Source organism: Streptomyces sp. NBC_01408, assembly GCF_026340255.1.
GTDB lineage: Bacteria > Actinomycetota > Actinomycetes > Streptomycetales > Streptomycetaceae > Streptomyces.
Genome location: NZ_JAPEPJ010000001.1, coordinates 2,410,723 through 2,436,473 on the forward strand (window position 1 = coordinate 2,410,723; position 25,751 = coordinate 2,436,473).

The following is a 25,751-nucleotide window of genomic DNA, read 5'->3' on the forward strand; positions in this document are numbered from 1 at the left end:
CGGCTCCGGCCTGGCTCCGCGCCCCGGCCCTGGCCCCGGCTCCGCGCCCCGGCCTGGCTCCGCGCTGCGCGCCCCGGCTCCGGCTCGACCCTGGCTCTGTGCCCCGGCCCGGCTCCGCGCAGCGGCAGCGGCACGCGCACCCGCTACGGGAGTTCCGTCAGGAAAGTGGTGATCAGGGGGGCGATGGTCGGGAGGTGGGTCTCCAGGGCGAAGTGGCCCGCGCCTTCGAAGACGTGGACCTCGGCGTCGGGGACGTCCTGGAGGTAGGCCTTGGCGCCCGCCGGGGTGAAGAAGGGGTCGCCCGCGCCCCAGACGACCAGGACCGGCGGCCGTGCGGTGCGCAGCCAGGACTGCCAGGCGGGGTAGTGCGCGAAGTTCGAGGAGTAGTCGAAGGCGAGGTCGGCCTGGGCGTCGGCGCGCCCGGGCAGGCCGAGGTAGTGGACGTCCAGGGTCCAGTTGTCGGGGGAGATCAGGCTGGTGTCGGCGACGCCGGTCTCGTACTGGAAGCGGGTGCCCTCCAGGGTGAAGAGGCCGCGGACCCGCTCCTCGGCGCCGGGCACCTCGCGCCGTAGTCCGGCGAACTCGCGGGCCGCGTCGGAGAGTCCCTCCTCGTAGGCGTTGCCGTTCTGCACGATCAGGCCGGTGACGCGGCCGGGGCGGCGTGCGGCGAGCCGCAGTCCGACCGGGGCGCCGAAGTCGAAGACGTAGAGGGCGAAGCGTTCGAGGCCCAGGGCGTCGGTGAAGCCCTCCATGACGTCGGCGAGCCGGTCGAAGGTGTAGGTGAACCCGGCCGGGGCCTCGGTGCGGCCGAAGCCCGGGTAGTCGGGGGCGATCAGGCGGTACGGGCCGTCGCCGAGCGCGTCCATCAGCCGGGCGAACTGGTGCGAGGCGGTGGGGAAACCGTGCAGGAGCAGCAGTACGGGTCCGTCGGCCGGCCCGGACTCGCGGTAGGCGATGCGGACGCCGTCCACGTCGATGGTGTGGTGCCGGACGGGCGAAGGGGTGGGGCGAGCGGTCATCACATGCCTCCTGCGGCTTTGGTTCCATTAGTTTTGCCGGTGATCGCTAATGGGTCAAGTGGGTGCAGTAGCATTAGAGCCGTGACAGTGACCTTTCCGCTCACGGGCGAACCCCTCGCCCTGGACCTGCTGAACACCCGGCCCGCGACGGGCGACCTCGTCTCCGACCCGGCGGGCCTGGAGGCCTGGCTGGCCGCGCAGGCGGGCCGGCTGACCCCGGTCGCCGCGGTGGGCCCGGCCGAGGTGGCGGCCGTACGGGCCGTACGCGAGGCCGCGCGCCCGGCCCTGGAGGCCGCCCGGCGCGGTGAACGGCCCCCGGCCGACGCGCTGCGCGTGCTGAACGGGGCGCTGGCCGCGGCGCCCTCCCACCGCGAGCTGCTCTGGAGCGCCGGGGCGGGCCTGACGGCGGACCCGCGCCGGGAGGCGGGCCCGGCCGTGCGCCTCGCGGCGGAACTGGCCGAGGCGGTGGCCGAGCTGCTGACCGCCCCCCGGGTGGCGGAGGTACGTGCGTGCGAGGCGGAGGACTGCGTGCTCCTCTTCCTCCCGGCGCACCCCCGGCGCCGCTGGTGCGTGGCCTCGGCCTGCGGCAACCGGGCCAGGGTGGCCCGCTACTACTCCCGCCACAAGGCCGACCCCGGCGGCTGACCCGGAGGCAGGGCTCAGCCGGTGGGCCCGTCGGCCCGCTCGTCGGCCGGCGTCTGCTGTGCCGGGAGCTTCGGCGCGGTGCCCTCGTACCGGTACGGGTCGCTGCGCAGGCCGCGTGAGGTGACCACCACCGTGAACGGGGGCCGCGCGGTGGGCGGCAGAGGGGCCGTCAGGGCGCCGGTCAGCGGGTCCGCCGTGACGGGGAGCGGGGTGTCGTCCACCGCGAGGCGGGGCTCGGTGAAGCCGCCGCCCTCGACGGTGAGCAGGCCGTCGGAGACGGTGGCGTCCGTGATCACCGGAGTGGCGCGGGTGGCCATCTTGTTCACCAGGTACGCGCCCGCCGGGGCGCCCGTCAGGGCCCACATCTCCTCGGGCAGGTGCGGGAGTCCGCCGCCCACGTCGGCGAGGAAGAACAGCACCACGTACAGCATCGTGACGGCGCTGAGGGCGACGTACTGGAGGTCGACGAGGTCGGTCCGCCCGCTGTCGTTCGCGATCAGCTCCCGCAGCGGCCGCTGCCCCGAAGCCGTCGGCCGTGCGGCCGGTTTGGCCATGCTGCCGTTCTGCACGCGCAGGCCGACGACCGTCTTCGCCCCGATCAGGGCCACGTACGGGCCGCCGAGCAGCGGCAGGTACACCGTGGTCAGGGTGGAGAGGGGGCCGTGCTCGCCCTGGAACCAGCCGACGCCGCCGCCCGCGGTGAGCCCGTAGACCAGGATCGCGAGGAGCAGCCAGAGCAGGATCACCGTCCAGGCCAGGGCCAGCGTGGTCGAGGTGGACAGGCGGCCGTCGCGGCCGGTGACGAAGCGCTGGTTGCGGCGCAGCCGCAGGGCGATCGGTCCGGCCACGGCGGCCAGCAGTGCGAGCGCTAGGAGTGCGGAAACCATGTCGTCCCCCCGGAGAACGGTCCTTGCCTAGAGACTTACCCACTGGCCCGGGTCATGACAAGCCGAACCGCCGGGGGGCCCTCATTCCTCCCGGTGTTCCGGCAGGACGGGGAACTTCCGCGGTGCCATCAGCAGCAGGACCAGCAGCGCGGCCACGGCCGCGAACGTCGCGCCCAGGAAGACGTGGTCCACGGCCGTGGCCACGGCGTCGCGCAGGTAGTCGGAGGCGGCCCGGGGGAGCAGCCCCGGCTGGTCGAGGGCCTTCGACACCTCGTCCAGGCTGTCGGGGAGGCCGGGCATCGGGGCGTCGGCCAGCCGGGCGGCGATGGTCGCGTTGGCGACGGCCCCGAACAGGGCGGCCCCCACGCTCTGGCCGACCTGCCGGGAGAAGAGGACGGAGGCCGTGGTGGTGCCCCGTTCAGCCCAGCCCACGGTGGACTGCACCCCGATGATCAGCGGGAGCTGGAAGAGGCCGAGGGCGGCGCCCAGCAGCAGCATGACCAGGGCGGGCTGCCAGGGTTCGCCGGGGTGGGGGAGCAGGGTGAAGGAGTAGAGGATGACGGCGGCCAGCGAGATCCCGACGGCCGCGGAGTTGCGGAAGCCGATGCGCCGGTAGACGTGCTGGCTCAGGGCGGCGCTGATGGGCCAGCTCAGGGTCATCACGGACATGACCAGGCCGGCGGCCATGGGGTCGAGGCCGAGTACGGACTGGGCGTACGTGGGCACGAACACCATCGGCGCGACCATGAGCAGGCCGAGTGCCCCGAGGGCCAGGTTGACGGCGGCGATGGTGCGCCGGCGCCACACCCAGCCGGGCAGGATCGGTTCCTCGGCCCGGCGTTCCACCCGGACCACCAGGGCGGCCAGCAGGGCGCTCGCGCCCAGCAGTCCCAGGGAGGGCGCGGACAGCCAGGGCCAGGCGACGCCGCCCTGTACGAGGGTGAGGAGCAGGACGCCGCCGCAGGCGAAGATGGACAGCGCCCCGGCCCAGTCGACGGGGCCCTTGCGCCCGGGGGACCGTACGGGCTCGGTCAGGTGACGGGCCACCATCCACAGGGCGAGCGCGGCCAGCGGCAGGTTGAGCAGGAAGATCCAGCGCCAGTGCGCGTACGCGGCGAGCAGCCCGCCCAGGGCCGGCCCGGCCACGGCCGAGGTGGCCCAGACCGAGGACATCCGGGCCTGTATCTTCGGCCGGTCCTTGAGGGGGTAGAGGTCGGCGGCCAGGGTCTGGACCGTGCCCTGGAGGGCGCCGCCGCCCAGGCCCTGGACGATCCGGAACGCGATGAGGGCGGCCATGTTCCAGGCGAGCGCGCACAGCAGCGAGCCGACGAGGAAGAGCGCGATGCCGAAGAGCAGGACGGGCTTGCGGCCCAGGGTGTCGGACAGCTTGCCGTAGACGGGCAGGGTGACGGTGACGGCGAGCAGGTAGCCGGAGAAGAGCCAGGAGAAGACGGAGAACCCGCCGAGGTCGCCGACGATCTGCGGGACGGCGGTGGCGACGATGGTGCTGTCCAGGGCGACCAGGGCCATGCCGAGCATCAGCGAGGCGACCACGGCGGCCGGCGGCCTCCCGCTCGCGGGGGCCTTGCCCGGCGCGTGCGTCCCGGCGCCCGCCGCCCCGGAGCCGCCCGCCGCTCCGGCGTCCGCTGCTCCTGGCCCTGCCGCCCCGGCGCCCACTGCACCGGATCCCGCCGCCGACGGGCCGTCCGGACGGCCGCCGGGGCTCTCCCCTGAGGTCACCAAGATTCCTTCCCCCTGCACGTAACTGCGGGGAACACCTTCTCACCGCGGGTCCGCCGGGCGGTATCCCCCAGGCCGCCTCCCCCTGCAGGGGGAGAACCCCTAAGGGGCCCTCCACATTAGGGGCCAGGGGTCGTTCGTCCCGGCGGAGGAGGTGCGGGGCCGGGGCAGGTCCTTAACTGGTTCATACGGGCGGGGCGCCGGGGGGTGGGGTTAACCCCCCGGCGGATACGGCGATGAGCACCAGCGCGCCGGATGCCCCCGGCCAGCAGACTCCATGACGGCGACACGCGGGCACACACGTACCCGCGGCGCATGCGGCGCACGCACAACGAACGAGGGGGAACACCGTGACAACGGCTATGACCGAGACCAGGCACGGGGGCACTGGCGGCCATGAAGCCGTCGCGGCCCGGGCACGGAAGGTCGTCAAGGCCTACGGTTCCGGCGAGACGCGCGTCGTCGCCCTGAACGAGGTCGACGTGGACATCCGCCGCGGCCAGTTCACCGCGATCATGGGCCCCTCGGGCTCCGGCAAGTCCACGCTGATGCACTGCCTGGCCGGTCTCGACACGGTGACCAGCGGCCAGATCCACCTGGACGACACCGAGATCACCGGGCTGAAGGACAAGAAGCTCACCCAGCTGCGGCGCGACCGGATCGGCTTCATCTTCCAGGCCTTCAACCTGCTGCCCACGCTGAACGCCCTGGAGAACATCACGCTCCCCATGGACATCGCGGGCCGCAAGCCCGACAAGGAGTGGCTGGACCGGGTCGTGGAGACCGTCGGCCTCGCGGGGCGCCTCAAGCACCGCCCGACCGAGCTCTCCGGCGGCCAGCAGCAGCGCGTGGCGGTCGCCCGCGCCCTCGCGGCCCGCCCGCAGATCATCTTCGGCGACGAGCCGACCGGAAACCTCGACTCCCGGGCCGGTGCCGAGGTCCTCGGCTTCCTGCGCCGCTCGGTGGACGAGCTCGGCCAGACCATCGTCATGGTCACCCACGACCCGGTCGCCGCCTCCTACGCGGACCGCGTCATCTTCCTCGCCGACGGCCAGATCGTCGACGAGATGTACGGGCCCACCGCCGACCAGGTGCTGGACCGGATGAAGGACTTCGACGCGCGCGGACGGACGTCATGAGCGGCACCGTCTGGAAGACCTCGCGGCGCAACTTCGTCGCGCACAAGGGACGGATGGCGCTGTCCGCCGTCGCCGTCATGCTCTCCGTCGCGTTCGTCTGCGGCACCCTGGTGTTCACCGACACCATGAACACCACCTTCGACAAGCTGTTCGCCGTCACCAGCTCCGACGTGACCGTCAGCCCGAAGGAAGCCAAGAGCGGCGAGGAGATCCCGGACCGCGGCAGGCCCGAGACGCTCGACGGCTCGGCCGTCGAGCAGGTCAAGAAGGCCGAGGGCGTGGCGGGCGCCGAGGGCGCCGTCCTGTCGATGTCCGTCACGGTGGTCAACGCCAAGAACGAGAACATGGGCTCGACCACCGGCGCCCCGACCATCGCGGGCAACTGGAACGACAACGAGCTCAAGTCCATGAAGATCACCGCCGGCCACGCGCCGCGCGGCCCCACCGAGGTGATGGTCGACGCCGACACCGCGAAGAAGCACCACCTCGGACTCGGTGACGAACTGCGCACCATCGCCATCACCGGCGACATCCGCGCCAAGATCACCGGTATCGCCGCCTTCACCGTGACCAACCCCGGTGCGGCGATCGTCTACTTCGACACCGCCACCGCGCAGCGCCAGCTGCTCGGCGAGCCCGGTTCCTTCACGCACGTCAACGTCACCGCCAAGGACGGGGTGAGCGACGAGCAGCTCAAGCGGCACATCGAGAGCACTTTGAGCGCCGTCGGCGCGGACACCTACAAGCTCCAGACCGCCAAGGAAGCCGCGGACGCCAACCGCAAGGACGTCGGCTCCTTCCTGAACGTGATGAAGTACGTGATGCTCGGCTTCGCCGGGATCGCCTTCCTCGTCGGCATCTTCCTCATCTTCAACACCTTCTCGATGCTGGTCGCCCAGCGGACCCGCGAGATCGGCCTGATGCGCGCCATCGGCGCCGACAGCGGACAGGTCCTCAAGTCCGTGGTCCTGGAGGCCTACCTCCTCGGCCTCGTCGGCTCGGTCCTCGGCGTCGGCGCCGGTATCGGCCTGGCCATCGGACTCATGGAGCTCATGGGCCAGATGGGCATGAACCTGTCCACCGACGACCTGACCGTCGCCTGGAAGACCCCGGTGGTCGGCCTGCTGCTCGGCATCAAGATCACCGCCATCGCCGCCTTCATACCGGCCCGCCGGGCCGGCAAGGTCTCCCCGATGGCGGCGCTGCGCGAGTCCGGGACCCCCGGCGACAAGAAGGCCGGCGTCATCCGAGCCGTCCTCGGCCTGGTCCTCACCGGCATCGGCGGCGCGGGGCTCTTCCTCGCCGCGGCCGCCGAGAAGGCCGGCCCCGGATCGATGTGGCTGGGCCTGGGCGTGGTCTTCACCCTGATCGGCTTCATCGTGATCGGCCCGCTGCTCGCCGCCGGCGTCGTACGGGTGCTCTCCGGCCTGGTCCTGCGGCCCTTCGGCTCCGTGGGCCGGCTCGCCGAGCGCAACGCGCTGCGCAACCCGCGCCGCACCGGTGCCACCGCCGCCGCGCTGATGATCGGCCTCGCCCTGGTCGCCTGCCTGTCGGTGGTCGGCTCCTCGATGGTGGCCTCCGCCACCGACGAGCTCGACAAGTCGGTCGGCGCGGACTACATCGTCAACTCCGATACCGGCCAGCCCGTCCTGCCCCAGGCCGAGCAGGCGCTGCGCGCCACCCCGGGCCTGGACCACGTCACCGCCTACCGCGAGGTGACGGTCAAGCTCACCGCCCCCGACGGCGCCACCGAGGAAGAGGTGGGCCTCGGCGCCACCGACCCGACGTACGCCAAGGACCTCCGGCGCAAGATGATCGCCGGCGAGCACGCGGCGGCGTACGGCAAGGACTCCATGTCGGTGGGCTCGGAGTACGCCACCGCGCACGGGATCAAGCTCGGCGACGAGCTGACGGTCGCCTTCACGGGCGGCAACACCGTCAAGCTGAAGGTCGCGGCGATCACCAGCGACGAGGGCAACCTCGACAAGGGCATGAAGTACATCAGCACCGCCCTCGCCGAGGCGAACATCCCGGCCGACCGGATGCCGCGCCCCTTCATGCTGCTGGCCAGCGCGAAGGACGGGCAGTCGGACGCCGCCGCGTACCAGGGGGTCAAGGCGGCGCTCGCCGAGTACCCGCAGTACAAGGTGCGCAACCAGGCCGACTACAAGCAGGCGCTGAAGGACCAGGTCGGCCAGCTCCTGAACATGGTCTACGGGCTCCTCGCCCTCGCCATCATCGTCGCGGTCCTGGGCGTCGTGAACACCCTCGCCCTGTCGGTGGTGGAGCGGACCCGCGAGATCGGCCTGATGCGCGCCATCGGCCTCTCCCGCCGCCAGCTGCGCCGCATGATCCGCCTGGAGTCGGTGGTCATCGCCCTCTTCGGCGCCCTCCTCGGCCTCGGGCTGGGCATGGGCTGGGGGGCCACCGCCCAGCAGCTGCTCGCGCTCCAGGGGCTGAAGGTGCTGGAGATCCCGTGGCCGACGATCCTCGGGGTGTTCGCCGCCTCGGCCTTCGTGGGCCTGTTCGCCGCACTGGTCCCGGCCTTCCGGGCAGGGCGGATGAACGTACTGAACGCGATCGCGAGCGAGTAACGACCGCCGCGGTCGTACGGGGGAAACAACGGGGGAACAACGGGGAACCCACGGGGGAGACAACGGGGGAACCAACAGGGGAGGGCGCCGGCCCCGGACCGTCCGAGAGGGCGGTCCGGGGCCGGCGTCGTTCACCGCCTGCGGATCAGCACGACCCCTTCGGCCTCGCCCACGAGCTCCCACCGGTGGCCGGGGTGCAGCTGGCCGGCGTAGACGACCGGGTTCTCGCCGGCCCACGCGGAGGAGTTGTCGAGGGTGATCCAGTCGGGGACCTCCCCGCGGCTGCCGCCGATCCAGAACACCCGGCAGCGGGAGGTCAGCCGGGTCAGCGGGCCGGTGTCGGCCTCCACGGTCGCCCCGTCGGGGATCCGGCCCAGCAGCCGCTCGATCGCCACGACCCGGTCGGGCTTCTCGTACGTACCGGCCCGCGCGAGCTTCTCGGTCGGCAGGGCGGTCGCGCTGAGGGCGAGCCCGGCGGCGAGCACGGCGGTGGGCAGCTGGAGGGCGTACGCGCGCAGCCAGGGCCGGTCGCCCCGCCGGGCGGTGTCGATGGCGTCGACCAGGGCGAGGGTCACGACCGGCATGAGGACGGCGCTGTAGTGCCAGTCGGTGGACCAGTAGTGGTCGTCCCCGGACAGGAACCGCCAGCCGAGGGTGGGGGCGGCGACCAGCAGCAGCGGGGAGCGGAGCGCGAGCAGGCCGGCGGTGGGGACCAGCACCCACGCGAGGGTGGCGAGCTTGGTTCCGATGCCGGCGAACGGGCCCGCGCCGTCGATCTTGTCCCAGTAGCCGTACCCGTCGGTGGCGAAGGCCGGGACGATGACGGTGAAGACGAGGACCGCGAAGACCGAGGCCCCGCCCGCGACGGCGACGGCCGTCCAGGCGGCCCGCCGGTCGGTGGGCAGGGCCCGCCAGGCCACCACCGCGGCCAGGGCGGCGAGCGTGAAACCGAGGTCCTCCTTGACGAGCAGCAGCGGCAGCCCCCACAGCAGGGCGGCGCCCCAGCGCCGGGCGAGCACCGCCTCCAGGGCGAAGGCCAGCAGGGGCACGGCGAAGGCGATCTCGTGGAAGTCGAACTCCACGGCCCGCTGGACCCCCCACGAGAGCCCGTACGCCACCCCGAGCGCGATCCCCCGGGCCCGTCCCAGCAGCCGCGCGGCGGCCCGCGTGACGGGGACGGCGGAGAGCGCGAACAGCCCGGCCTGGGCGACGAGCAGGGTGACGGGGCCGGGGAACACCCGGTAGAGGGGGGCGACGAGCGCGATGATCGGGCTGAAGTGGTCCCCGAGGATGTTCGTCCCGGGCCCCTTCAGGTCGGCCACGGGCTCCTGGAGGTGCGCGTAGGCGCGGATGGCCTGCTCGAATATCCCCAGGTCCCAGGAGGCCCACTCCATCCGCCGGAAGCGCCCGACGGACAGTACGAGATAGACGAGGAACAGCCCGGCGGCCACCACGTAGGGCCCCGGCCACGGGACCCGGCCCTGCCTCACCGCGGCCGGGGACGCGGGGGCAGGGCGGGTTATCGCATCGCTCGTCACGGGTCTGGCGCTCCTCGGCCGGGCGGCGTGAACTCCTGCGGACGCGGCGCGGCGAGCTCAGACGGTCAGTACGTCGACATCGTAGAGCGGGATGAACTTGTCCCGGGTGACGAGGGTCAGCCCTTCCGACTGGGCCTGGGCGATCAGCATCCGGTCGAAGGGGTCCCTGTGGTGGAGGGGGAGCTGTCCCGCCCGGATGCCGTGGAGCGCGGTGACGGGGAGCGGCCGGAGCTGGCAGTCCCGGGCCCGCTCGGGCAGGTCCTCGGGGCCTTCGAGCTTGCCGAGGGCCTGCTTGACCGCGAGTTCCCATGGGGTGACGGCGCTGACGTAGGCGAGCCGTTCGGTGTCGAGCAGGTCCTTGACCCCGTCCGACAGCTGCGGCGAGTCCGTCAGCCACCACACGACGACGTGCGTGTCGGCCAGGAGCTTCACTCGGCTGCCCCGGCGCCCTCGGGGTGCGGAAGCAGGCCGAAGGCTTCGGCGAAGCCGGGGTCGTCGGACATGTCGTCGAAGTCGTCGGCGAAGACCACAGGCTCCCGCAGGGATCCGCGAGAGGTCCGCAGGACCTTCCCCGAGAGCGGGATCACCTTCGCCACCGGCTCGCCGGCCTTGCTGATGATCACCTCTTCGCCGGTCGCGACCGCCTCCAGGATCTTGGAGAAGTTCGTCTTCGCCTCGTGGACGTTGTACTGCCGGGCCGCTTCCATGGGCACTCCAAGGCAGGTGTGGTGGGCTAACCGCTGGACCAAGCGTAATCAGATCGGAGCAGTCCGCGCCAGCTCCGTCACCCGCACGGGGACCGGAATCCCACGCGCGGGGGACCCGGGGGCGTCGTAGGGTGGGAACCCCCGGCCCGTGAGACGTGTCGGGCCCTTCGCGTTGCCCCATCGCACCCTCACGACCTTCACCGGACGGAAAGCCCCCTTCATGAGCCTGCACGGACTGCTCGACGCCGTCACCCGGGATCCCGCTCTCGCCGAGGCGGTCACCGCGGCCGGGGACGGCAACCGCATGCACGTGGACCTGGTCGGCCCGGCCGCGGCGCGGCCCTTCGCGATCGCCGCGCTGGCCCGGGAGACCCGGCGGACCGTCCTCGCGGTCACCGCCACCGGGCGCGAGGCCGAGGACCTCGCCGCCGCGCTGCGCTCGCTGCTGCCGCCCGACGAAGTGGTGGACTACCCGTCCTGGGAGACGCTCCCGCACGAGCGGCTCAGCCCGCGCAGCGACACCGTCGGCCGCCGGATCGCCGTTCTGCGCCGGCTCGCGCACCCGGTCGCGGACGACCCCGCCGCCGGGCCCGTCTCGGTCGTGGTCGCCCCCATCCGGTCCGTGCTCCAGCCGCAGGTCAAGGGGCTCGGGGACCTCGTACCCGTGAGCCTGCGGCAGGGCGGCAGCGCCGACCTCGGCGAGATCACCCAGGCGCTGGCCGCCGCCGCGTACGCCCGCGTCGAGCTGGTCGAGAAGCGCGGGGAGTTCGCCGTGCGCGGCGGCATCCTCGACGTATTCCCGCCCACCGAGGAACACCCGCTGCGCATCGAGTTCTGGGGCGACGAGGTCGAGGAGATCCGTTACTTCAAGGTCGCCGACCAGCGGTCCCTGGAGATCGCCGAGCACGGACTGTGGGCCCCGCCCTGCCGCGAGCTGCTGCTGACCGACGAGGTGCGCGAACGGGCCGCGGCCCTCGCCGAGGCCCACCCCGAGCTGGGCGAGCTGCTGAACAAGATCGCCGAGGGGATCGCCGTAGAGGGCATGGAATCCCTGGCGCCGGTCCTGGTCGACGACATGGAGCTGCTGATCGACGTACTGCCCGCCGGGGCGATGGCCGTCGTCTGCGACCCCGAGCGGGTACGGACCCGCGCCGCCGACCTCGTGGCCACCTCCCAGGAGTTCCTGATGGCCTCCTGGGCGGCCACCGCGGGCGGCGGCGAGGCCCCCATCGACGTGGGCGCCGCCTCGCTGCGCGGGATCGCGGACGTACGGGATCACGCCCGCGAGCTGAACATGATGTGGTGGTCGGTCTCCCCCTTCGCCGCCGACGAGACGCTGACACATGCCGCTGACGCGGCGTGGGCCGGCGGGGACACCCTCAAGCTCGGCATGCACGCCCCCGAGGCCTACCGCGGTGACACCGCCCGGGCGCTGGCCGACACCAAGGGCTGGATCGCCGACGGCTGGCACACCGTCTACCTCACCGAGGGCCACGGCCCGGCCGCCCGCACCGTGGAGGTGCTCGGCGGCGAGGGGATCGCGGCCCGCCTGGAGGCGGACCTGCGCACCCTGGAGCCCAGCCTGGTCCACGTCGCCTGCGGCTCCCTCGACAACGGGTTCGTCGACCCGGCGCTCAAGATCGCCGTCCTCACCGAGACGGACCTGACCGGCCAGCGCACCGCCACCAAGGACCTCGGCCGGATGCCGACCCGGCGCCGCAAGACGATCGACCCGCTGACCCTGGAGGTCGGCGACTACATCGTCCACGAGCAGCACGGCGTCGGCCGCTACATCGAGATGGTCCAGCGGACGGTGCAGGGCGCCACCCGCGAGTACCTCCTCGTCGAGTACGCGCCGGCCAAGCGCGGCCAGCCCGGCGACCGGCTCTACATCCCCACCGACCAGCTGGAGCAGGTCACCAAGTACGTCGGCGGCGAGGCCCCGACCCTGCACCGGCTCGGCGGCGCCGACTGGACCAAGACCAAGGCGCGCGCCAAGAAGGCCGTCAAGGAGATCGCCGCCGACCTCATCAAGCTCTACAGCGCGCGCATGGCGGCGCCCGGCCACGTCTTCGGCCCGGACACCCCCTGGCAGCGCGAGCTGGAGGACGCCTTCCCGTACGCGGAGACGCCCGACCAGCTCACCACCATCGCCGAGGTCAAGGAGGACATGGAGAAGTCGGTCCCGATGGACCGGCTGATCTGCGGCGACGTGGGCTACGGCAAGACGGAGATCGCGGTCCGCGCCGCCTTCAAGGCGGTGCAGGACGGCAAGCAGGTCGCCGTACTGGTCCCCACCACGCTGCTCGTGCAGCAGCACTTCGGCACCTTCTCCGAGCGCTACAGCCAGTTCCCGGTGAAGGTGAAGGCGCTGTCCCGCTTCCAGGGCGAGGCCGAGTCCAAGGTCACCCTGGAGGGGCTGCGCGAGGGCTCGGTGGACGTGGTCATCGGCACCCACCGGCTGTTCTCGCAGGAGACGAAGTTCAAGGACCTGGGCCTGGTCATCGTCGACGAGGAGCAGCGGTTCGGCGTGGAGCACAAGGAGCAGCTGAAGAAGCTCCGCGCCAACGTCGACGTGCTCACGATGTCCGCGACGCCGATCCCGCGCACCCTGGAGATGGCGGTGACCGGCATCCGCGAGATGTCGACGATCACCACCCCGCCGGAGGAGCGGCACCCGGTGCTCACCTTCGTCGGCCCGTACGAGGAGAAGCAGATCGGCGCGGCCGTCCGCCGCGAACTGCTGCGCGAGGGCCAGTGCTTCTACATCCACAATCGGGTCGAGTCCATCGACCGGGCGGCCGCCAAGCTCCGCGAGATCGTGCCCGAGGCGCGGATCGCGACGGCGCACGGCCAGATGTCGGAGCAGGCCCTGGAACAGGTCGTCGTGGACTTCTGGGAGAAGAAGTTCGACGTGCTGGTGTCCACCACGATCGTGGAGTCGGGCATCGACATCTCCAACGCGAACACCCTGATCGTGGAGCGCGGCGACAACTTCGGCCTCTCCCAGCTGCACCAGCTGCGCGGCCGCGTGGGCCGCGGCCGCGAGCGCGGGTACGCGTACTTCCTGTACCCGCCGGAGAAGCCGCTGACCGAGACCGCGCACGAGCGGCTCGCGACGATCGCCCAGCACACCGAGATGGGCGCCGGCATGTACGTGGCGATGAAGGACCTGGAGATCCGCGGCGCGGGCAACCTGCTCGGCGGCGAACAGTCCGGCCACATCGCGGGCGTCGGCTTCGACCTGTACATCCGCATGGTCGGCGAGGCCGTCGCCGACTACCGGGCGGCCGTCGAAGGCGGGGTGGAGGAGGAGCCGCCGCTGGAGGTCAAGATCGAGCTGCCGGTCGACGCGCACGTCCCGCACGACTACGCGCCGGGCGAGCGGCTGCGCCTGCAGGCCTACCGGTCCATCGCCTCCGCGAACTCGGAGGAGGACATCAAGGCCGTACGGGAGGAGCTCACCGACCGCTACGGCAAGCTGCCCGAGTCGGTGGAGAACCTGCTGATGGTGGCGGGGCTGCGGATGTTCGCCCGGGCCTGCGGGGTCGGCGACATCACCCTCCAGGGCCCCAACATCCGCTTCGGGCCGGTGGAGTTGCGCGAATCGCAGGAGCTGCGCCTGAAGCGGCTCTACCCGGGGGCGGTGCTCAAGCCCGCGACCTCGCAGGTGCTGATCCCGCGGCCGAAGACGGCCAGGGTCGGCGGGAAGCCGCTGGTCGGGCGGGAACTGCTGGCCTGGACCGGGGAGTTCCTCACCACGATCCTCGGTTCGTGACCACGAGCTGATCCCCGGTCCGGCACCACGACGGCAGCGCCGGACCGGGGCTCAGGCCGCCTCGCCGGGGATGCCGCCGCCCTGCTTCGACAGGTCCAGGACGTCGGCGTCCTTGGGGGAGGTGGTGTCGACGGGGGTGCCGTAGGCGGAGAAGAGGATCTCCCCGTCGCTGTCCCCGGAGATGACCGACTTCAGCAGGTAGGGCGTGCCCCGGGTGGCCACGGTGTCGACGGACGTGCCCTCGCGGACCGGTGAGGTGATGGTGATCGCCGGCTGGCCGTCGACCACCGTCGCCGCGCCCTTGCGGGCCAGCGGGCTGGCCTTGGTCGTGCCGCCCGTCAGATGGGACAGGTCGCAGCTGCTGGTCATCGTGGCGGCGCGGGGGTCGGAGGTCGGTATCTTCACCCAGCGGTCGGCGAGGGTCGCCACCATCTGGTCGGTCTGCTTGCGCGGGGTGTTCTTCATCCCGGCCGCCCCCCGCCAGTAGGCGGCGTCGCCCTTGAAGTGGATGAGGTCGGGGGACTTGATGAGGTTCAGCGTGCCCATGCCCTGGAGCCGGATGACGCCGTTGCAACTGCCCTTCTTGTCGAGGGAGAGGTCGATCTCCATCGGCTTGCCGTCCTCGGTGACCTTGGCGGTCACGTGGACCGACTCGGCCTTGCTCGTCGCCTCGCGGGAACGGGTCAGGATCTCGGCCGCGGACAGGTCGGCGAAGTCACCGGAGCCGCCGGCCGGCGCGGAGGGCGAGGCGGAGGGCGCGGGCGTCCCGCCCGCCGCCCCCACCGGGGTGCGGGCCGCCCGGCCGATCTCCGCGGCCTTGTCCCCGCCGCCGACGGCCGTGCAGGCCGTCAGGGCGCACAGGGCCGAGGTGGCGAGCGCCGTCACGGCGATCGTTCGAGTACGCATGAACATTTCCCCCCTGGAACAACGTCAGCCCACGAGACTAGCCGTCATCACCCGTCGTGCGCGCGGGGGTTGTGGCCCGGCGCGTCAGCCCGACCAGCATACGTGTGAACCGAGTTGACGGGCTGTGTGGAAAATTGGTGAGTTCACGCTGTGAATCGGTCTCTCGTGTGTGTACCGGTATGCTCCCCGGCATGTTCGAGGAGACCGGCGCCGCCGAGAACGCCGCAGCCGGCGCAGCAATCCCAGCCGCAGCCCCCGCCGACGCCGCAGCCCCCGCCGACGCCGTAGCCGCGGGCGCGGAGGTCACCGCTGCCGAGGTCGCCCGCCTGGCCGGGGTGGGCCGCGCCGCCGTCAGCAACTGGCGCCGCCGCCACGCCGACTTCCCCAAGCCCGTCGGAGGCACCGAGACCAGCCCCTCCTTCTCCCTGCCCGCAGTGCGGGACTGGCTGCGGGCCCAGGGCAAGCTCGCCGAGGTCCCGTTGCGCGAGCGGGTCTGGCAGCAGGTCGCCGCCCATCCCGGCGGAGCCGTCGCCGCGCTGGTGAAGGTGGGCGGCGCGCTCCTCGTCGTACGGGACCGGCCCACCGACTGGCTGGAGCTGACCGCCGTCTCCGACGAGCGCATGGTCACCCTGCTGCGCCCCGTCCTCGACCAGGTGCTCGGCGCCCGGCTCGGGCCCGCCCACCCGCTCGCCTCTGCCCCGGTCCCGCCCGCGGCCGGGCCGCTGCTGCGCGCCGCCGCCGAACTCGCCGCCGAACTCGGCGCCCGCAAGGCCTTCGAGTTCCTCCTCGGCCGGCACCTCGACGCCAACCCCCGGCAGTACACGCGCACCCCCGACGCCCTCGCCGAGCTGATGGCCGCCCTCGCCGGACCCTCCTGCCGTACCGTCCTGGACCCCGCCTGCGGCACCGGCACCCTGCTGCGGGCCGTCCGTGCCGGCAGCGCCGTTGACGGCGACACCGCCCTGTACGCCCAGGACTCCTCGCCCGAACTCGCCGCCCTCACCGCCCTGCGCCTGGCCCTGCACGGCTCCGCACGGATCCGGACGGCCGCCGGCGACAGCCTGCGCGCAGACGCCTTCGCCCGGCCCGCCGTCGACGCCGTCCTCAGCCACCCGCCGTTCAACGAACGCAACTGGGGACACGAGGAACTGGCCTACGACCCGCGCTGGGAGTACGGCTTCCCGGCCCGCGCCGAATCCGAACTCGCCTGGGTCCAGCACGCCCTGGCCCACCTCCGCGAAGGCGGCACCGCCGTCCTGCTCCTGCCGCCCGCCGTCGCCGCCCGCCGCTCCGGCCGCCGCATCCGCGCCGACCTGCTGCGCCGCGGCGCGCTGCGGGCCGTCGTCGCGCTCCCGGCCGGCGCGGCCCCGCCGCACGGGGTTCCGCTGCACCTGTGGGTGCTGCGCAGGCCCGCCCCGCAGGTGGCGCCCCCGGCCGGGCTGCTCCTCATCGACGGCGCGGCCGCAGCCCCCGCCGGCGACACCCCGGCCGCGGGACCCTTCGCCGAGGGCCGCCCCCGGGCCCGGTGGTCCGCCGTGCACCACGCGGTGCAGGAGGCCTGGGCGGCGTACGACCGCACCGGTGCGGTGGAGGAGGTCCCGGGTTTCAGCCGCCTGGTGCCGGTCATCGACCTCCTCGACGACGACGTGGACCTCACTCCGGCCCGCCACCTGCCGCCCCCGGCCGCGGGCGGCGGACCGGCCGGGCTGGACGCCGTACGGGAACGGCTCGACGAGAGCCTCGCCCGGGCGGCCCGGCTGAGCCCCCCGCCCGCCCCGCCCACCGCCCCGGCGTCCCGGCCGCCGCTGACCACCGTCGGCGAACTCCTGCGCGCCGGAGCCCTGGCGCTGCACACCGGCACCGGCAGCGGAACCGGTACGGCGCCCGTCCTCACCGAGCAGGACGTGTACGCCGCCCGCGGCCCCTCCGGCACCCTGGCGGCCGCCGCCGACGAGCCCGTACTCACCGCCCCCGGCGACGTCCTCGTCCCCGTCGCCGGCGGCGCCGCCGTAGCCCGCGTCGTCTCCGCCGCCACCGCGGGCGCGGTGCCCGGCCGGGGCCTGGTCCTGCTGCGCCCCGACCCGGCCGCCCTCGACCCGTGGTTCCTGGCCGGATTCCTGCGCGGCAGCGCCAACAACCGCCGTGCCAGCAGCCACGCCTCCACCACCAGCCGGCTCGACGTACGCCGTGTGCAGCTGCCCCGGCTGCCGCTGGAGCGACAGCAGCGCTACGGGGTCCGCTTCCGCGCGCTCGCCGAGTTCGAGGACGCGCTGCGGCTGGCGGGACGGCTCGGGGAGCAGCTGGTGCAGGGCCTGTACGACGGTCTGTCGGACGGCACGGTCCTGCCGGAGTGAGCGGTTGTGCGGCGACCGTACAACGGTTGGGGCATCCCCTCACCGATGGCCGGGGACGCTGTATACGCTCAGACCCGAAACCCTTTCCGCACGGCCCGTCAGGAGCAGCGATGCACGGCCCCGGCCTCCCGCCGCAGCACGGTCACCAGCCCACCACCGGGGGCGTGGTGGCACTCCGGGTGCTGTTCACGCTGCTGCCGATCCTCACCTGCGGGTTCTTCGCCTGGGGAACGATGCTGAGGCTCGCGCTGCTCACCCGTAAGGCGCACGACTGGGTGCTGCTCGTGGTCAGCGGCGTGCTCTCCGTCTCCTTCCTCGTCCTGGTCGGCATGGACCCCACGGAGGACACCAGCGGCTGGCAGGGCAACCTCGGCATGGGCGGCTCGCTCTTCACGGGCTTCGCGATCTGCGTGTACTACCTCGTCGCCGACATCAAGCACTACGAGGCCAAGTCCGCGGCCCAGCGCGCACACTGGTACCCGGCGCAGCAGCCCGCGCCCTACGTGCCCCCGCAGCCCCAGCCGCAGCCGCCGGTCCAGGGGTACGGGTACCCGCCGGCCCAGCAGCAGGCCCCCGCGCACCCGCCGATGCCGCCGCAGCCCCAGCCCCAGCCCCAGACGCAGCCGCGCATCGGGCAGGTCCGCGCCGAACTGGACGAGCTCAGTGAGCTCCTGCGCAACCAGCCGCCCCGCGACCAGACGTCCCCCGACGGGGATACGAACCGGTGACCGACCGCCTCATCGGTGACCGCTACCAGCTCGCCACCGTCCTCGGCCAGGGCGGCATGGGCCAGGTCTGGACGGCCTACGACCGCCGCCTGGACCGGCGCGTCGCCGTCAAACTGCTGCGCCCCGACAAGGTCGCCGGCCCCGGTACCGTCGCCGAGGAGCTGCGCCGCCGCTTCGTGCGCGAGTGCCGGGTCACCGCCCAGGTGGACCACCCCGGCCTGGTCACCGTGCACGACGCGGGCAGCGACGGCGACGAGCTCTACCTCGTCATGGGCTACGTCGAGGGCGCCGACCTGGCCGACCACCTCGCCGAGCACGACCCGTACCCCTGGCAGTGGGCGGTCGCGGTCGCCGCGCAGCTGTGCGCGGTGCTGTCGGCCGTGCACGCGGTGCCGATCGTGCACCGCGACCTCAAGCCCCGCAACGTGATGGTCCGCCCGGACGGCACCGTCCTGGTCCTGGACCTCGGCGTGGCCTCGGTGATGGACACCGACACCACCCGCCTCACCAGCACCGGAACACCGATCGGCAGCCCGGCGTACATGGCCCCCGAGCAGGCCATGGGCGGCGCGGTGGGCCCGGCCACCGACCTGTACGCGCTCGGCGTGCTGCTGTACGAACTCCTCAGCGGCAACGTCCCCTTCGCCGGATCCACCGCCCTCGGCGTCCTGCACCGCCACCTGTACGAGCCGCCGCTCCCCGTCCGGCGGCTGCGCCCGGAGATCCCGGCCGAGCTGGAGGCGGTGCTGATGCACCTCCTCGCCAAGGACCCGCAGGACCGGCCCGGCTCCGCGCAGGAGGTGTACGAGGCGCTCTCCCCGCTGCTGCCCTCCCGCGGCAGCGCCGGCCCGGCCGGCCCGCTCGACCCGACCCGGCCCTTCCTGCGCCCCCACGCCCCCTGGCCCGACCGGGCGGCCGTCATCCCGCCCCGGCCGAGCGCGCCCCCGGCGCCGCCCAAGCCGGACATCCCGGGCGCCGTCGACGAGGCCCGCAAGCTCCTGGACCAGGGCCGGCTCACCCAGGCCGGGGACATCCTCGGCGGCATCCTCCCGGCGGCGGCCGCCGAGCACGGCGAGCACTCCCCGGTGGTCCGCTCCCTGCGCAAGCAGTACGCCGCCACGCTGATGGACGACGGCCAGTACCGTCGCGCCCTGCCGGAACTGCGCCGTCTCGCCGACGAGTTCCCGGCCGGCGACCCCCAGTCGCTGCGCTTCCGCTACGACTCGGCGCAGTGCCTGGAACAGCTCGGCGAACCGGCCGCCGCCCTGGCGGAGTACCGCTCGCTGCTCCCGCTGTTCGAGAACCACTACGCCAACCCGGACCCCGGCCTCCCGCTGGAGGTCCGCCGCCGCATCGCCCACCTGCTGCTCTCCCTGGGCGACCGCCCGGCGGCCCACGACACCCTGGCCCGGCTGCTGTTCGACGCGGAACGGCTGCACGGCCCGGCGCACGCCTTCCCGGCCGAGATCCGCCGCACCCTCCAGTGGCTGGGCCAGGTGCGCTGACGCCGCCTCAGGCGCCCGGCGAGGCGATCGCCAGCCCCAGCGCCTCCGCCGCCTTCAGGAGGCGCTGGTCGTACGTCACGAAGGTGAGCGGCTCGGCGCCGGGCTGGCCGGCCAGGAGCTGCGCCGTGGCGAGGTGGAGGGAGTCGAGCGACCGCAGCAGCGGGTCCGTGTAGGCGGCGGCCGTTGCCCGCACGGCGTGGTCGATCTCCAGCCGGTACAGGCGCGTCAGCGCCCCCGGTACGCCGGCCAGCGCCTGCGGGGCGGACCGGCGGAGGGCTCGCGGAACCTCGACCTCGACCAGGGAGGACGAAACCAGCGGCGTCTGAGGCCTTTCGGCCAGCCACTCGACCAGCTCGGCGCTGCCCTGCTCCCGGCGCACCAGCTTCACGACGGCCGCGGAGTCGAGGTAGATCACCAGCGCTCCTCGTCACGCGCGGCAGCGAGTTCTGCGGCGGAATCCACCCCGGGATCCCCCAGAACGGGGGGGAGCGGGAAAGGTCCGCCGGAGAGGGGGGCGGTGGCGCGCCCCTCCGCAACCAGGCGATCGAGCAGGGACTGCGTCGCGGTGACGGGGACGAGCCGGGCAACGGCCGTTCCGCTCACGGTGACCTCCAGGGACTCGCCGCGCTGCACTCGCGCGAGCACGGCGCTGGTGTGCTGGTTGAGTTCACGTACAGGGATGCGGTCCATGCTGTCAGCGTAGAACGTTGTGTTCTACGCCGGAAGGGCGGTTTCGTCCGAACGAGTGACCGTGGCCTTCCCGCGGTGGCGGGCGGAGAGGCGGAGGGCCAGCAGTGCGGCCAGGGCCGCGCCCGCCAGTGCCAGCCCGGGGAACAGGCCCGGAGGCCGGAAGATGCAGGTCACCCGTGTGGTCCGGCCGTCCAGGGGGACCGACACCAGGCCCAGGTGGGCCGCGGCCGGGCGGCCGTTGCAGCTCCATCCCGCGATCGCGGGGACCGAGAGGACCGCCGTGCCCGTGGCGCCCGGGGGAAGCTCGGCCCGGATGTCCGAGGAGCCCACCCGCAGGGAGGTCGCCGCCGAGGCGCGCAGGGACACCACTGCCGCGTCGAGCAGCGGCCGGTCCAGGCAGGACAGGGTCCACCGGGGCGGCGGGGCCGCGTCGAAGACGAGGGCCGAGGAGGGCCCCCGGGAGAGACCCATCGGCTGGAGCGCCGCGCGGTTGCGGGGGGCGCTGCCGTTCAGCCGGAAGCCCGGCCCGTCGGCGAGGCGGGCCGTCGCGTTGTACTCCGGCGCCCACAGGTAGGCCTCCGTGCCCGCGCGGCAGACCCCGGGCGCGACCGGGTCCTCGTACACCCTCGCGCCCAGCAGCAGCTCCTGGTTGGCGAAGGGGGAGTCCCCGTAGGCCCGGAGCGGGCCCGGCGGGCGGACGGTGACCAGCGGCGGGACCTCGGCCCGGCCGATCGTGCCGTCGGGCCGCAGCCGGGCGCCGACCGCGAACACGGCGTCCGTCACCGGGTTGTCGATGCTCTGAACGTTGCGCCCGCGCGAGGTCCAGCCCGCCCCGAGGGCCACCATCGTGTCCGTGAACACCGCCGGGGTGTGGCTGCTGTAGTACGAGCCGCCCTCCCCGCCCAGCAGCAGCGGGTCGTTGCCCGACAGCGCGGGCCGGCTCGGGTCGGTGCGGTACGCGGGCCAGCCCTCCGCCCCGGCCAGGGCCTCGGCGCGCGCCGTGTGGGCCGGGCCCCAGGAGGGGTAGTCGTCGAGGCCGCCCAGCTTGCCCTTGTGCCCGTACGCGGTGGTTGCCGCGGCCTGGACCAGCAGCACCGTCGCCAGCAGGCCCGCCGCGGGGAGCACGAGGCTGCGCCGGCGCAGCGCCCACCAGGCCGCGCCGGCCACCGCGAGCCCGCCGCAGAACAGCACGTACCCCGAGGACGTCGCCAGGGTGCTGCCGCGGGACCACCAGGCGGCCGCCGCCAGCAGCCCCGTCCCGGCCGCCAGCGCCCGCACCCCCGGCAGGCCCGCCGCCAGCCCGGTCCAGGCGGCGATCACGGCGATCCCGGCCAGCACGAAGGTCTGCCGGTACGGGCTGCCGTTCGGCGTCGCGAAGAGGTGCCAGGCCAGGTGGGCCGGCGCCCACTGGAGGGACAGCGCGACGACGGCCGTCAGCCCCGCCCAGTACAGCCGGGTGCGCGCCGGCACGGCCCGGTGGAAGGGCAGCGCGGCCAGCAGCAGCAGGGTTCCGGTGCCGACGAAGACGGCGGGGGAGGAGAAGGAGTACGTGCCCGGCAGCAGCCGCGCGAACAGGTCCGCCCAGGACACCGGGCGGAACTCCTTGACCCACCCCGGGTAGGCCTGTCCCGAGCTGAGGAAGAGCGGGGCCAGCACCGGCGCGGCGAGGGCGATCCCGAGGACGGTCGCCAACGCGGCCCGGCCGACGACCCGCAGCCGTTCCGCCGCGCCCTCCCGGGTCAGCACCACCCGTACCAGCAGCACCAGCGCCGCGCCCAGGGTCGCCATGTAGGCGGTGTAGAAGTTCGCCGTCCAGCACAGGGCGACCACCAGCACCCCCACCACCGGCCGGCGCCCCCGCAGGGCCCATTCGCCCGTCAGGCACAGCAGGGGGAAGGCGATCAGCCCGTCCAGCCACATCGGGTTGTAGGCGGCCTCGATCACCGACCAGCCGCACAGCCCGTACGAGGCCCCCAGCAGCCCCGCCGCCCACCACGGCCCGCGCCGCTGGGTGCGCAGCAGCCAGGTCATGGCCGCTGACGCGGCGGCCGTCTTCGCCACGGTGACCACGTACACCGCGAGGTCTATGTCCGCGCGCGGGAAGAGCCCGACGAGCACGGCGAAGGGGCTGGCCAGATAGGTGCCCAGGTCCGGCAGGAAGCTCGTGCCGTAGCCGGACTGCCAGTTGAACAGCAGTCCGCCCTGCGCACGGCCGTGCAGGAGGTCCCACAGGTGCGCGTGGAAGGGCACGAACTGATTGCCGAGGTCGTTGATGCTGCGGTGGCGCGGTCCGTACGGGAAGACGCGGGCGGCGGCGTCCCCGGCGCACACGGCCACCGTCGTGATCAGGGCGGCGAGCGCCGAGCCCGACAGGCTCCGGCGGCGCGGCGAGCGGTGCGGTGTCGACATGGTGGGGCGACCCTGGCAGCACCGGGGGTCCGAAGGATGGCCACCGGGTGAACGCGAACCCCAACACCCCGGGAATCGTTGGTCGAACCGGTGGCTCGGACCACTCTGACCTCATAACATCGATCACCGCACGGCCTTGTGCAAGAACGCACAATCTCCCGGCCCTGGAGGCTCCTTTGCACCGTCGCACAGCGCTCTCCGTCTCCGCCGCCCTGCTGGTGGCGGCTCCCCTCCTGTCCGCCTGCTCGGGCGAGACCCGCCCCGGCACGGCGGCCGTCGTCGGCGGTGAACGGATCACCACCTCCGCGCTCCAGGCCCAGGTCAACGACGTCCGCGCCGCGCAGAACCGTTCGGGCCAGGCCGCCGCCGAACTCATCGCCCGCACCCCCAACCTGGAGCGGGCCAAGCTCGGCAAGATGATCCAGCTCCGGGTGCTGGAGAAGGCCGCGGACGGCGCGGGGATCTCGGTGAGCACCAAGGAGATCGAGGAATCCCGCGAGGCGCAGGAGAAGGGCGCGGGAGGCCTGGAGGAACGGGCCCTCCAGGGCCGGGTTCCCCTCGCGCCCGCGCAGATCGACGAGGAGCTGCGCTTCCAGCTGCTGCTCGGCAAGCTCACCGAGCGCTTCGGCGAGGACAAGATCCTCCAGCCGCTCTCCCAGGCCGCCGAGCAGCTAGACATCGAGGTGAACCCGCGCTACGGGGCATGGGACGCCCGCCAGATCGGTCTGGGTGCGGCGGACACCCCCTGGATCACCCAGCGGACCGCACCGGAGCAGGCGCCCCCCGCCGGAGCCTGACACCGGCGACCGGAGGTAGGTTCGGAGGGTGACCGACCACGACCCCTCCGAATTCACCACGGCCGAGCCCACCGGCCGCATCGTCCTGCTGACCACCAGCCACCGGGTCGCCCCCGGCGTGCTGTCCTGGCCCGCGTGGCAGACCCTGCACGCCGCGGACCGGGTGCTGTGCGCCGACCCCGGCCACCCTCAGCTGCCGTACCTGCGCGAGGCGGGGGTCGAGGTCGTCCACGAGAGCCCGGACGCGCAGGCGCTGGTCGAGGCCTGCGCGGGCGGCCGGACCGTCGTGGTCCTGCCGGGCGGGGAGGGCGACCAGCGGCTGACCGACGGGCTGGCCCGGCTGGCCGGCTCCGGCCGGGTCCAGATGCCCGACCTGGAACTGCTGCCGGGCTCCTACGACCTGCCGGGCGCGCGCCTGCTCGACCTGGTCCAGGTGATGGACCGGGTCCGGCGCGAGTGCCCCTGGACCTCGCAGCAGACCCACCGGGGCCTGGCCAAGTACGCGATCGAGGAGGCGTACGAGCTCGTCGAGGCGATCGAGGACGGGGACCGCGAGGAACTGCGCGAGGAGCTCGGGGACGTACTCCTCCAGGTGGTCTTCCACGCCCGCATCGCGCAGGAGGGCACCGGCGAGGACGCGGACGAGGCGTTCTCCATCGACGACGTCGCCGGGACCCTCGTGGAGAAGCTGGTCCACCGCCACCCGCACGTCTTCGGCGACGCGAAGGCCGAGACCCCCGAGGACGTCCACGCGCACTGGCAGCGCACCAAGGCGGTCGAGAAGCAGCGGGAGTCCGTCACGGACGGGATCCCGCTGGGCCAGCCCGGTCTGGCGCTGGCGGCCAAGCTCGCGGGCCGGGTCCGCGCGGGCGGGGTGGCCGTGGAACTGCCCCGCGGCGAGGGCATCGGCTACGAGCTGCTGGCCCTGGCGGCGCGCGCCGAGGCGGCGGGCACCGACCCGGAGACCGCGCTGCGCGCGGCGGCCCGCGCCTACCGGGACGCGATCCGGGCCGCCGAGGGCGTTACTCCCTGATACTGCGACCGGAAAGGTCCACCGGGTCGCGCCGCCGGCAAACCCTTCCGGCCACGGCACCGGCGGAGGTCAGTGGTTCCCCGGCGCGCGGCCCGAGGGGTTGTGCCAGTGCGGGGCGGGCCGGTTCAGGAACCACTCGCCGAAGCCCAGCGGGCGGCCGCCCGCGCCGTTGTCGCGGCCGGTGGCGGGTACGGAGTCGTAGAAGATCCGGCCGGGGCGGGCGCCCAGCTCCTCCAGGAGGCCGGCGGTCGCCTCGATGAACAGCGGCGGTCCGCTGAGGTAGACGTCCTGGTCCGGCCACATGGCGCGGTGGCCGAGCGCGGTGGCGAGCCGGTCGGTGGCCTGGTTGCGGTGCTGCCCCGGGGCGGGCGTGATGTAGGTGACGGCGAGCCAGTCGCGGGCGGCCTCCCACGCGTCGATGAGCGGGCGGTCGTAGAGGTGCGCGGCGTCCCGGGCGGCCACGAAGAGCCGTACGTCCTGATCGGGAGGGTGCTCCGCGAGTTCTTCGAGCATGGCCCGGATCGGCGCCCAGCCGGTGCCCGCGGCGATGAAGCTGACCGGGCGGTCCTCGCGGCGGAAGGTCAGCCGGCCGGCGGGCGCGCCGAGCCGCAGCACGTCGCCGGGCCGGACCTCGCGGACCAGGGCGTTGCTGAGCCGCCCGTGCTCGATCCGGCTGACGTGGAGGTCGACGGTGTGGTCGGGGCGCGGGGCGCTGCCGATCGAGTACGTGCGCCAGGTCGTCGGGACCCGGTCACTGCTGACGCTCACGTACTGGCCGGGCAGATGGCGCAGCGGCGCGTGCGGCCGCAGGGTCAGTACGGCGATGTCCTGCCCGTACTGGAGGTGGCGCACGACCTCGGCGTCCCACCACGGCGGGTCCTCGCTCTCGTCGGCGCCGGCCGTCATCGCGTCGGCGATCACCTGGTACGCCTCGGCCCAGGCCTTCTCCACGTCCGGGTTCCAGGCCTCGCCGGAGGTCGCGGCGAGCGCGGCGAGCAGGCTGGAGCCGACGGCCGAGTAGTGCTCGGGGCCGGCCAGGAACTTGCGGTGGTCGCGCCCGAGGTCGCGGAGATAGGGGAGGAGGCTGTCGTCCTCCAGGTGGGCGATCACGTGGGTGAGCGCGGCGAAGAGCCGGTCCCGCTGGCGCTCCATGTCCTGGGCGGAGGCCGGGAAGAGGTCACGGATGCCGGGGTTGTGCCAGAAGAGGTGGGAGTAGAAGAACTTGACCGCGTGCTCGGCCCGTCTCTCCACCACCGCGAAGCTGCTTTTCAAGATCCTCACA

At 73.5% G+C, this 25,751-nt stretch carries 20 protein-coding genes; 9 read left to right on the top strand and 11 right to left on the bottom strand.

Features of this window, described 5'->3' with window-relative positions; all coding sequences use genetic code 11:
• Positions 1 to 143: 143 nt before the first annotated feature.
• Positions 144 to 1,019 carry an alpha/beta fold hydrolase gene (locus tag OG447_RS11030; RefSeq protein ID WP_266936309.1) on the bottom strand — a complete coding sequence of 292 codons (876 nt, stop codon included), beginning with the start codon at positions 1,017 to 1,019 and terminating at the stop codon, positions 144 to 146.
• A gap of 81 nt (positions 1,020 to 1,100) precedes the next feature.
• Between OG447_RS11030 and OG447_RS11035 the strand changes: the two genes are divergently transcribed.
• Positions 1,101 to 1,664, top strand: coding sequence for an ABATE domain-containing protein (locus tag OG447_RS11035; protein ID WP_266936310.1), 564 nt, complete (start codon positions 1,101 to 1,103; stop codon positions 1,662 to 1,664).
• 14 nt (positions 1,665 to 1,678) lie between these two features.
• Here the strand turns inward: OG447_RS11035 and OG447_RS11040 are convergent, their stop codons facing one another.
• Both OG447_RS11040 and OG447_RS11045 read right to left on the bottom strand, forming a co-directional pair.
• Positions 1,679 to 2,551: a hypothetical protein gene (locus OG447_RS11040; protein WP_266936311.1), complete on the bottom strand. Its 873-nt coding sequence runs from the start codon at positions 2,549 to 2,551 to the stop codon at positions 1,679 to 1,681.
• An 81-nt stretch (positions 2,552 to 2,632) separates the two neighbouring features.
• On the bottom strand, positions 2,633 to 4,291 hold the full coding sequence (locus OG447_RS11045) for an MFS transporter (protein WP_266936312.1): 1,659 nt from the start codon (positions 4,289 to 4,291) through the stop codon (positions 2,633 to 2,635).
• Between the two features lie 350 nt (positions 4,292 to 4,641).
• On the opposite strand from OG447_RS11045, the gene OG447_RS11050 reads away from it, so the two are divergent.
• The gene (locus OG447_RS11050; protein WP_266936313.1) at positions 4,642 to 5,430 is read left to right on the top strand and encodes an ABC transporter ATP-binding protein; all 789 of its coding nucleotides are present in this window, start codon (positions 4,642 to 4,644) and stop codon (positions 5,428 to 5,430) included.
• Positions 5,427 to 8,024 carry an ABC transporter permease gene (locus OG447_RS11055; protein ID WP_266936314.1) on the top strand — a complete coding sequence of 866 codons (2,598 nt, stop codon included), beginning with the start codon at positions 5,427 to 5,429 and terminating at the stop codon, positions 8,022 to 8,024. The genes OG447_RS11050 and OG447_RS11055 overlap by 4 nt, the downstream gene beginning before the upstream one ends.
• A gap of 131 nt (positions 8,025 to 8,155) precedes the next feature.
• Here the strand turns inward: OG447_RS11055 and OG447_RS11060 are convergent, their stop codons facing one another.
• The 3 genes from OG447_RS11060 to OG447_RS11070 form a co-directional block, all read right to left on the bottom strand.
• Positions 8,156 to 9,514, bottom strand: a complete 1,359-nt coding sequence (locus OG447_RS11060; protein ID WP_266938828.1) for a DUF2079 domain-containing protein — start codon at positions 9,512 to 9,514, stop codon at positions 8,156 to 8,158.
• 105 nt (positions 9,515 to 9,619) lie between these two features.
• Positions 9,620 to 9,994 (bottom strand): type II toxin-antitoxin system VapC family toxin, encoded by a 375-nt coding sequence (locus OG447_RS11065; protein ID WP_266936315.1) that lies wholly within the window; start codon positions 9,992 to 9,994, stop codon positions 9,620 to 9,622.
• Positions 9,991 to 10,269: a type II toxin-antitoxin system Phd/YefM family antitoxin gene (locus OG447_RS11070; RefSeq protein ID WP_266936316.1), complete on the bottom strand. Its 279-nt coding sequence runs from the start codon at positions 10,267 to 10,269 to the stop codon at positions 9,991 to 9,993. Before OG447_RS11070 ends, OG447_RS11065 begins: the two co-directional genes overlap by 4 nt.
• Positions 10,270 to 10,489: 220 nt before the next feature.
• Here OG447_RS11070 and mfd point away from each other — a divergent pair, with 220 nt between their 5' ends.
• Positions 10,490 to 14,047, top strand: coding sequence for a transcription-repair coupling factor (mfd, locus tag OG447_RS11075; protein WP_266936317.1), 3,558 nt, complete (start codon positions 10,490 to 10,492; stop codon positions 14,045 to 14,047).
• 51 nt (positions 14,048 to 14,098) lie between these two features.
• Here mfd and OG447_RS11080 read toward each other — a convergent pair whose 3' ends face one another.
• Positions 14,099 to 14,953: a hypothetical protein gene (locus OG447_RS11080; protein ID WP_266936318.1), complete on the bottom strand. Its 855-nt coding sequence runs from the start codon at positions 14,951 to 14,953 to the stop codon at positions 14,099 to 14,101.
• A 191-nt stretch (positions 14,954 to 15,144) separates the two neighbouring features.
• Here OG447_RS11080 and OG447_RS11085 point away from each other — a divergent pair, with 191 nt between their 5' ends.
• The 3 genes from OG447_RS11085 to OG447_RS11095 all read left to right on the top strand — a co-directional run bounded on the left by OG447_RS11085 (position 15,145) and on the right by OG447_RS11095 (position 19,540).
• The gene (locus OG447_RS11085; RefSeq protein WP_266936319.1) at positions 15,145 to 17,307 is read left to right on the top strand and encodes an N-6 DNA methylase; all 2,163 of its coding nucleotides are present in this window, start codon (positions 15,145 to 15,147) and stop codon (positions 17,305 to 17,307) included.
• Positions 17,308 to 17,417: 110 nt separating this feature from the next.
• A complete protein-coding gene (locus OG447_RS11090) occupies positions 17,418 to 18,035 on the top strand; it encodes a hypothetical protein (protein WP_266936320.1) in 618 nt (205 codons plus the stop codon).
• On the top strand, positions 18,032 to 19,540 hold the full coding sequence (locus tag OG447_RS11095; RefSeq protein WP_266936321.1) for a serine/threonine-protein kinase: 1,509 nt from the start codon (positions 18,032 to 18,034) through the stop codon (positions 19,538 to 19,540). Before OG447_RS11090 ends, OG447_RS11095 begins: the two co-directional genes overlap by 4 nt.
• Before the next feature lie 7 nt (positions 19,541 to 19,547).
• On the opposite strand, the gene OG447_RS11100 is transcribed toward OG447_RS11095, so the two are convergent.
• The 3 genes from OG447_RS11100 to OG447_RS11110 are packed head-to-tail and all read right to left on the bottom strand — an operon-like array spanning position 19,548 to position 22,639.
• Entirely contained in the window at positions 19,548 to 19,955 is a 408-nt protein-coding gene (locus tag OG447_RS11100) for a type II toxin-antitoxin system VapC family toxin (protein WP_266936322.1), read from the bottom strand.
• A complete protein-coding gene (locus OG447_RS11105) occupies positions 19,952 to 20,230 on the bottom strand; it encodes a type II toxin-antitoxin system Phd/YefM family antitoxin (RefSeq protein ID WP_266936323.1) in 279 nt (92 codons plus the stop codon). Before OG447_RS11105 ends, OG447_RS11100 begins: the two co-directional genes overlap by 4 nt.
• Before the next feature lie 24 nt (positions 20,231 to 20,254).
• Positions 20,255 to 22,639: a YfhO family protein gene (locus OG447_RS11110; protein ID WP_266936324.1), complete on the bottom strand. Its 2,385-nt coding sequence runs from the start codon at positions 22,637 to 22,639 to the stop codon at positions 20,255 to 20,257.
• A gap of 176 nt (positions 22,640 to 22,815) precedes the next feature.
• On the opposite strand from OG447_RS11110, the gene OG447_RS11115 reads away from it, so the two are divergent.
• Together OG447_RS11115 and OG447_RS11120 are read left to right on the top strand one after the other, a co-directional pair.
• Complete coding sequence (locus OG447_RS11115) at positions 22,816 to 23,436, top strand: SurA N-terminal domain-containing protein (RefSeq protein ID WP_266936325.1); 621 nt, start codon at positions 22,816 to 22,818, stop codon at positions 23,434 to 23,436.
• A gap of 28 nt (positions 23,437 to 23,464) precedes the next feature.
• Positions 23,465 to 24,469, top strand: coding sequence for a nucleoside triphosphate pyrophosphohydrolase (locus OG447_RS11120; protein WP_266936326.1), 1,005 nt, complete (start codon positions 23,465 to 23,467; stop codon positions 24,467 to 24,469).
• Between the two features lie 69 nt (positions 24,470 to 24,538).
• On the opposite strand, the gene OG447_RS11125 is transcribed toward OG447_RS11120, so the two are convergent.
• Positions 24,539 to 25,750 (bottom strand): globin domain-containing protein, encoded by a 1,212-nt coding sequence (locus OG447_RS11125; protein WP_266936327.1) that lies wholly within the window; start codon positions 25,748 to 25,750, stop codon positions 24,539 to 24,541.
• Between the last annotated feature and the right edge of the window lies 1 nt (position 25,751).

Bases quoted from the DNA above. Each gene is read 5' to 3' on its own strand.
- OG447_RS11110 (WP_266936324.1), bottom strand. From the start codon at position 22,639: ATGTCGACACCGCACCGCTCGCCGCGCCGCCGGAGCCTGTCGGGCTCG.
- OG447_RS11080 (WP_266936318.1), bottom strand. From the start codon at position 14,953: ATGCGTACTCGAACGATCGCCGTGACGGCGCTCGCCACCTCGGCCCTG.
- OG447_RS11070 (WP_266936316.1), bottom strand. From the start codon at position 10,269: ATGGAAGCGGCCCGGCAGTACAACGTCCACGAGGCGAAGACGAACTTC.
- OG447_RS11090 (WP_266936320.1), top strand. From the start codon at position 17,418: ATGCACGGCCCCGGCCTCCCGCCGCAGCACGGTCACCAGCCCACCACC.
- OG447_RS11055 (WP_266936314.1), top strand. From the start codon at position 5,427: ATGAGCGGCACCGTCTGGAAGACCTCGCGGCGCAACTTCGTCGCGCAC.
- OG447_RS11040 (WP_266936311.1), bottom strand. From the start codon at position 2,551: ATGGTTTCCGCACTCCTAGCGCTCGCACTGCTGGCCGCCGTGGCCGGA.
- mfd (WP_266936317.1), top strand. From the start codon at position 10,490: ATGAGCCTGCACGGACTGCTCGACGCCGTCACCCGGGATCCCGCTCTC.
- OG447_RS11085 (WP_266936319.1), top strand. From the start codon at position 15,145: ATGTTCGAGGAGACCGGCGCCGCCGAGAACGCCGCAGCCGGCGCAGCA.
- OG447_RS11030 (WP_266936309.1), bottom strand. From the start codon at position 1,019: ATGACCGCTCGCCCCACCCCTTCGCCCGTCCGGCACCACACCATCGAC.
- OG447_RS11105 (WP_266936323.1), bottom strand. From the start codon at position 20,230: ATGGACCGCATCCCTGTACGTGAACTCAACCAGCACACCAGCGCCGTG.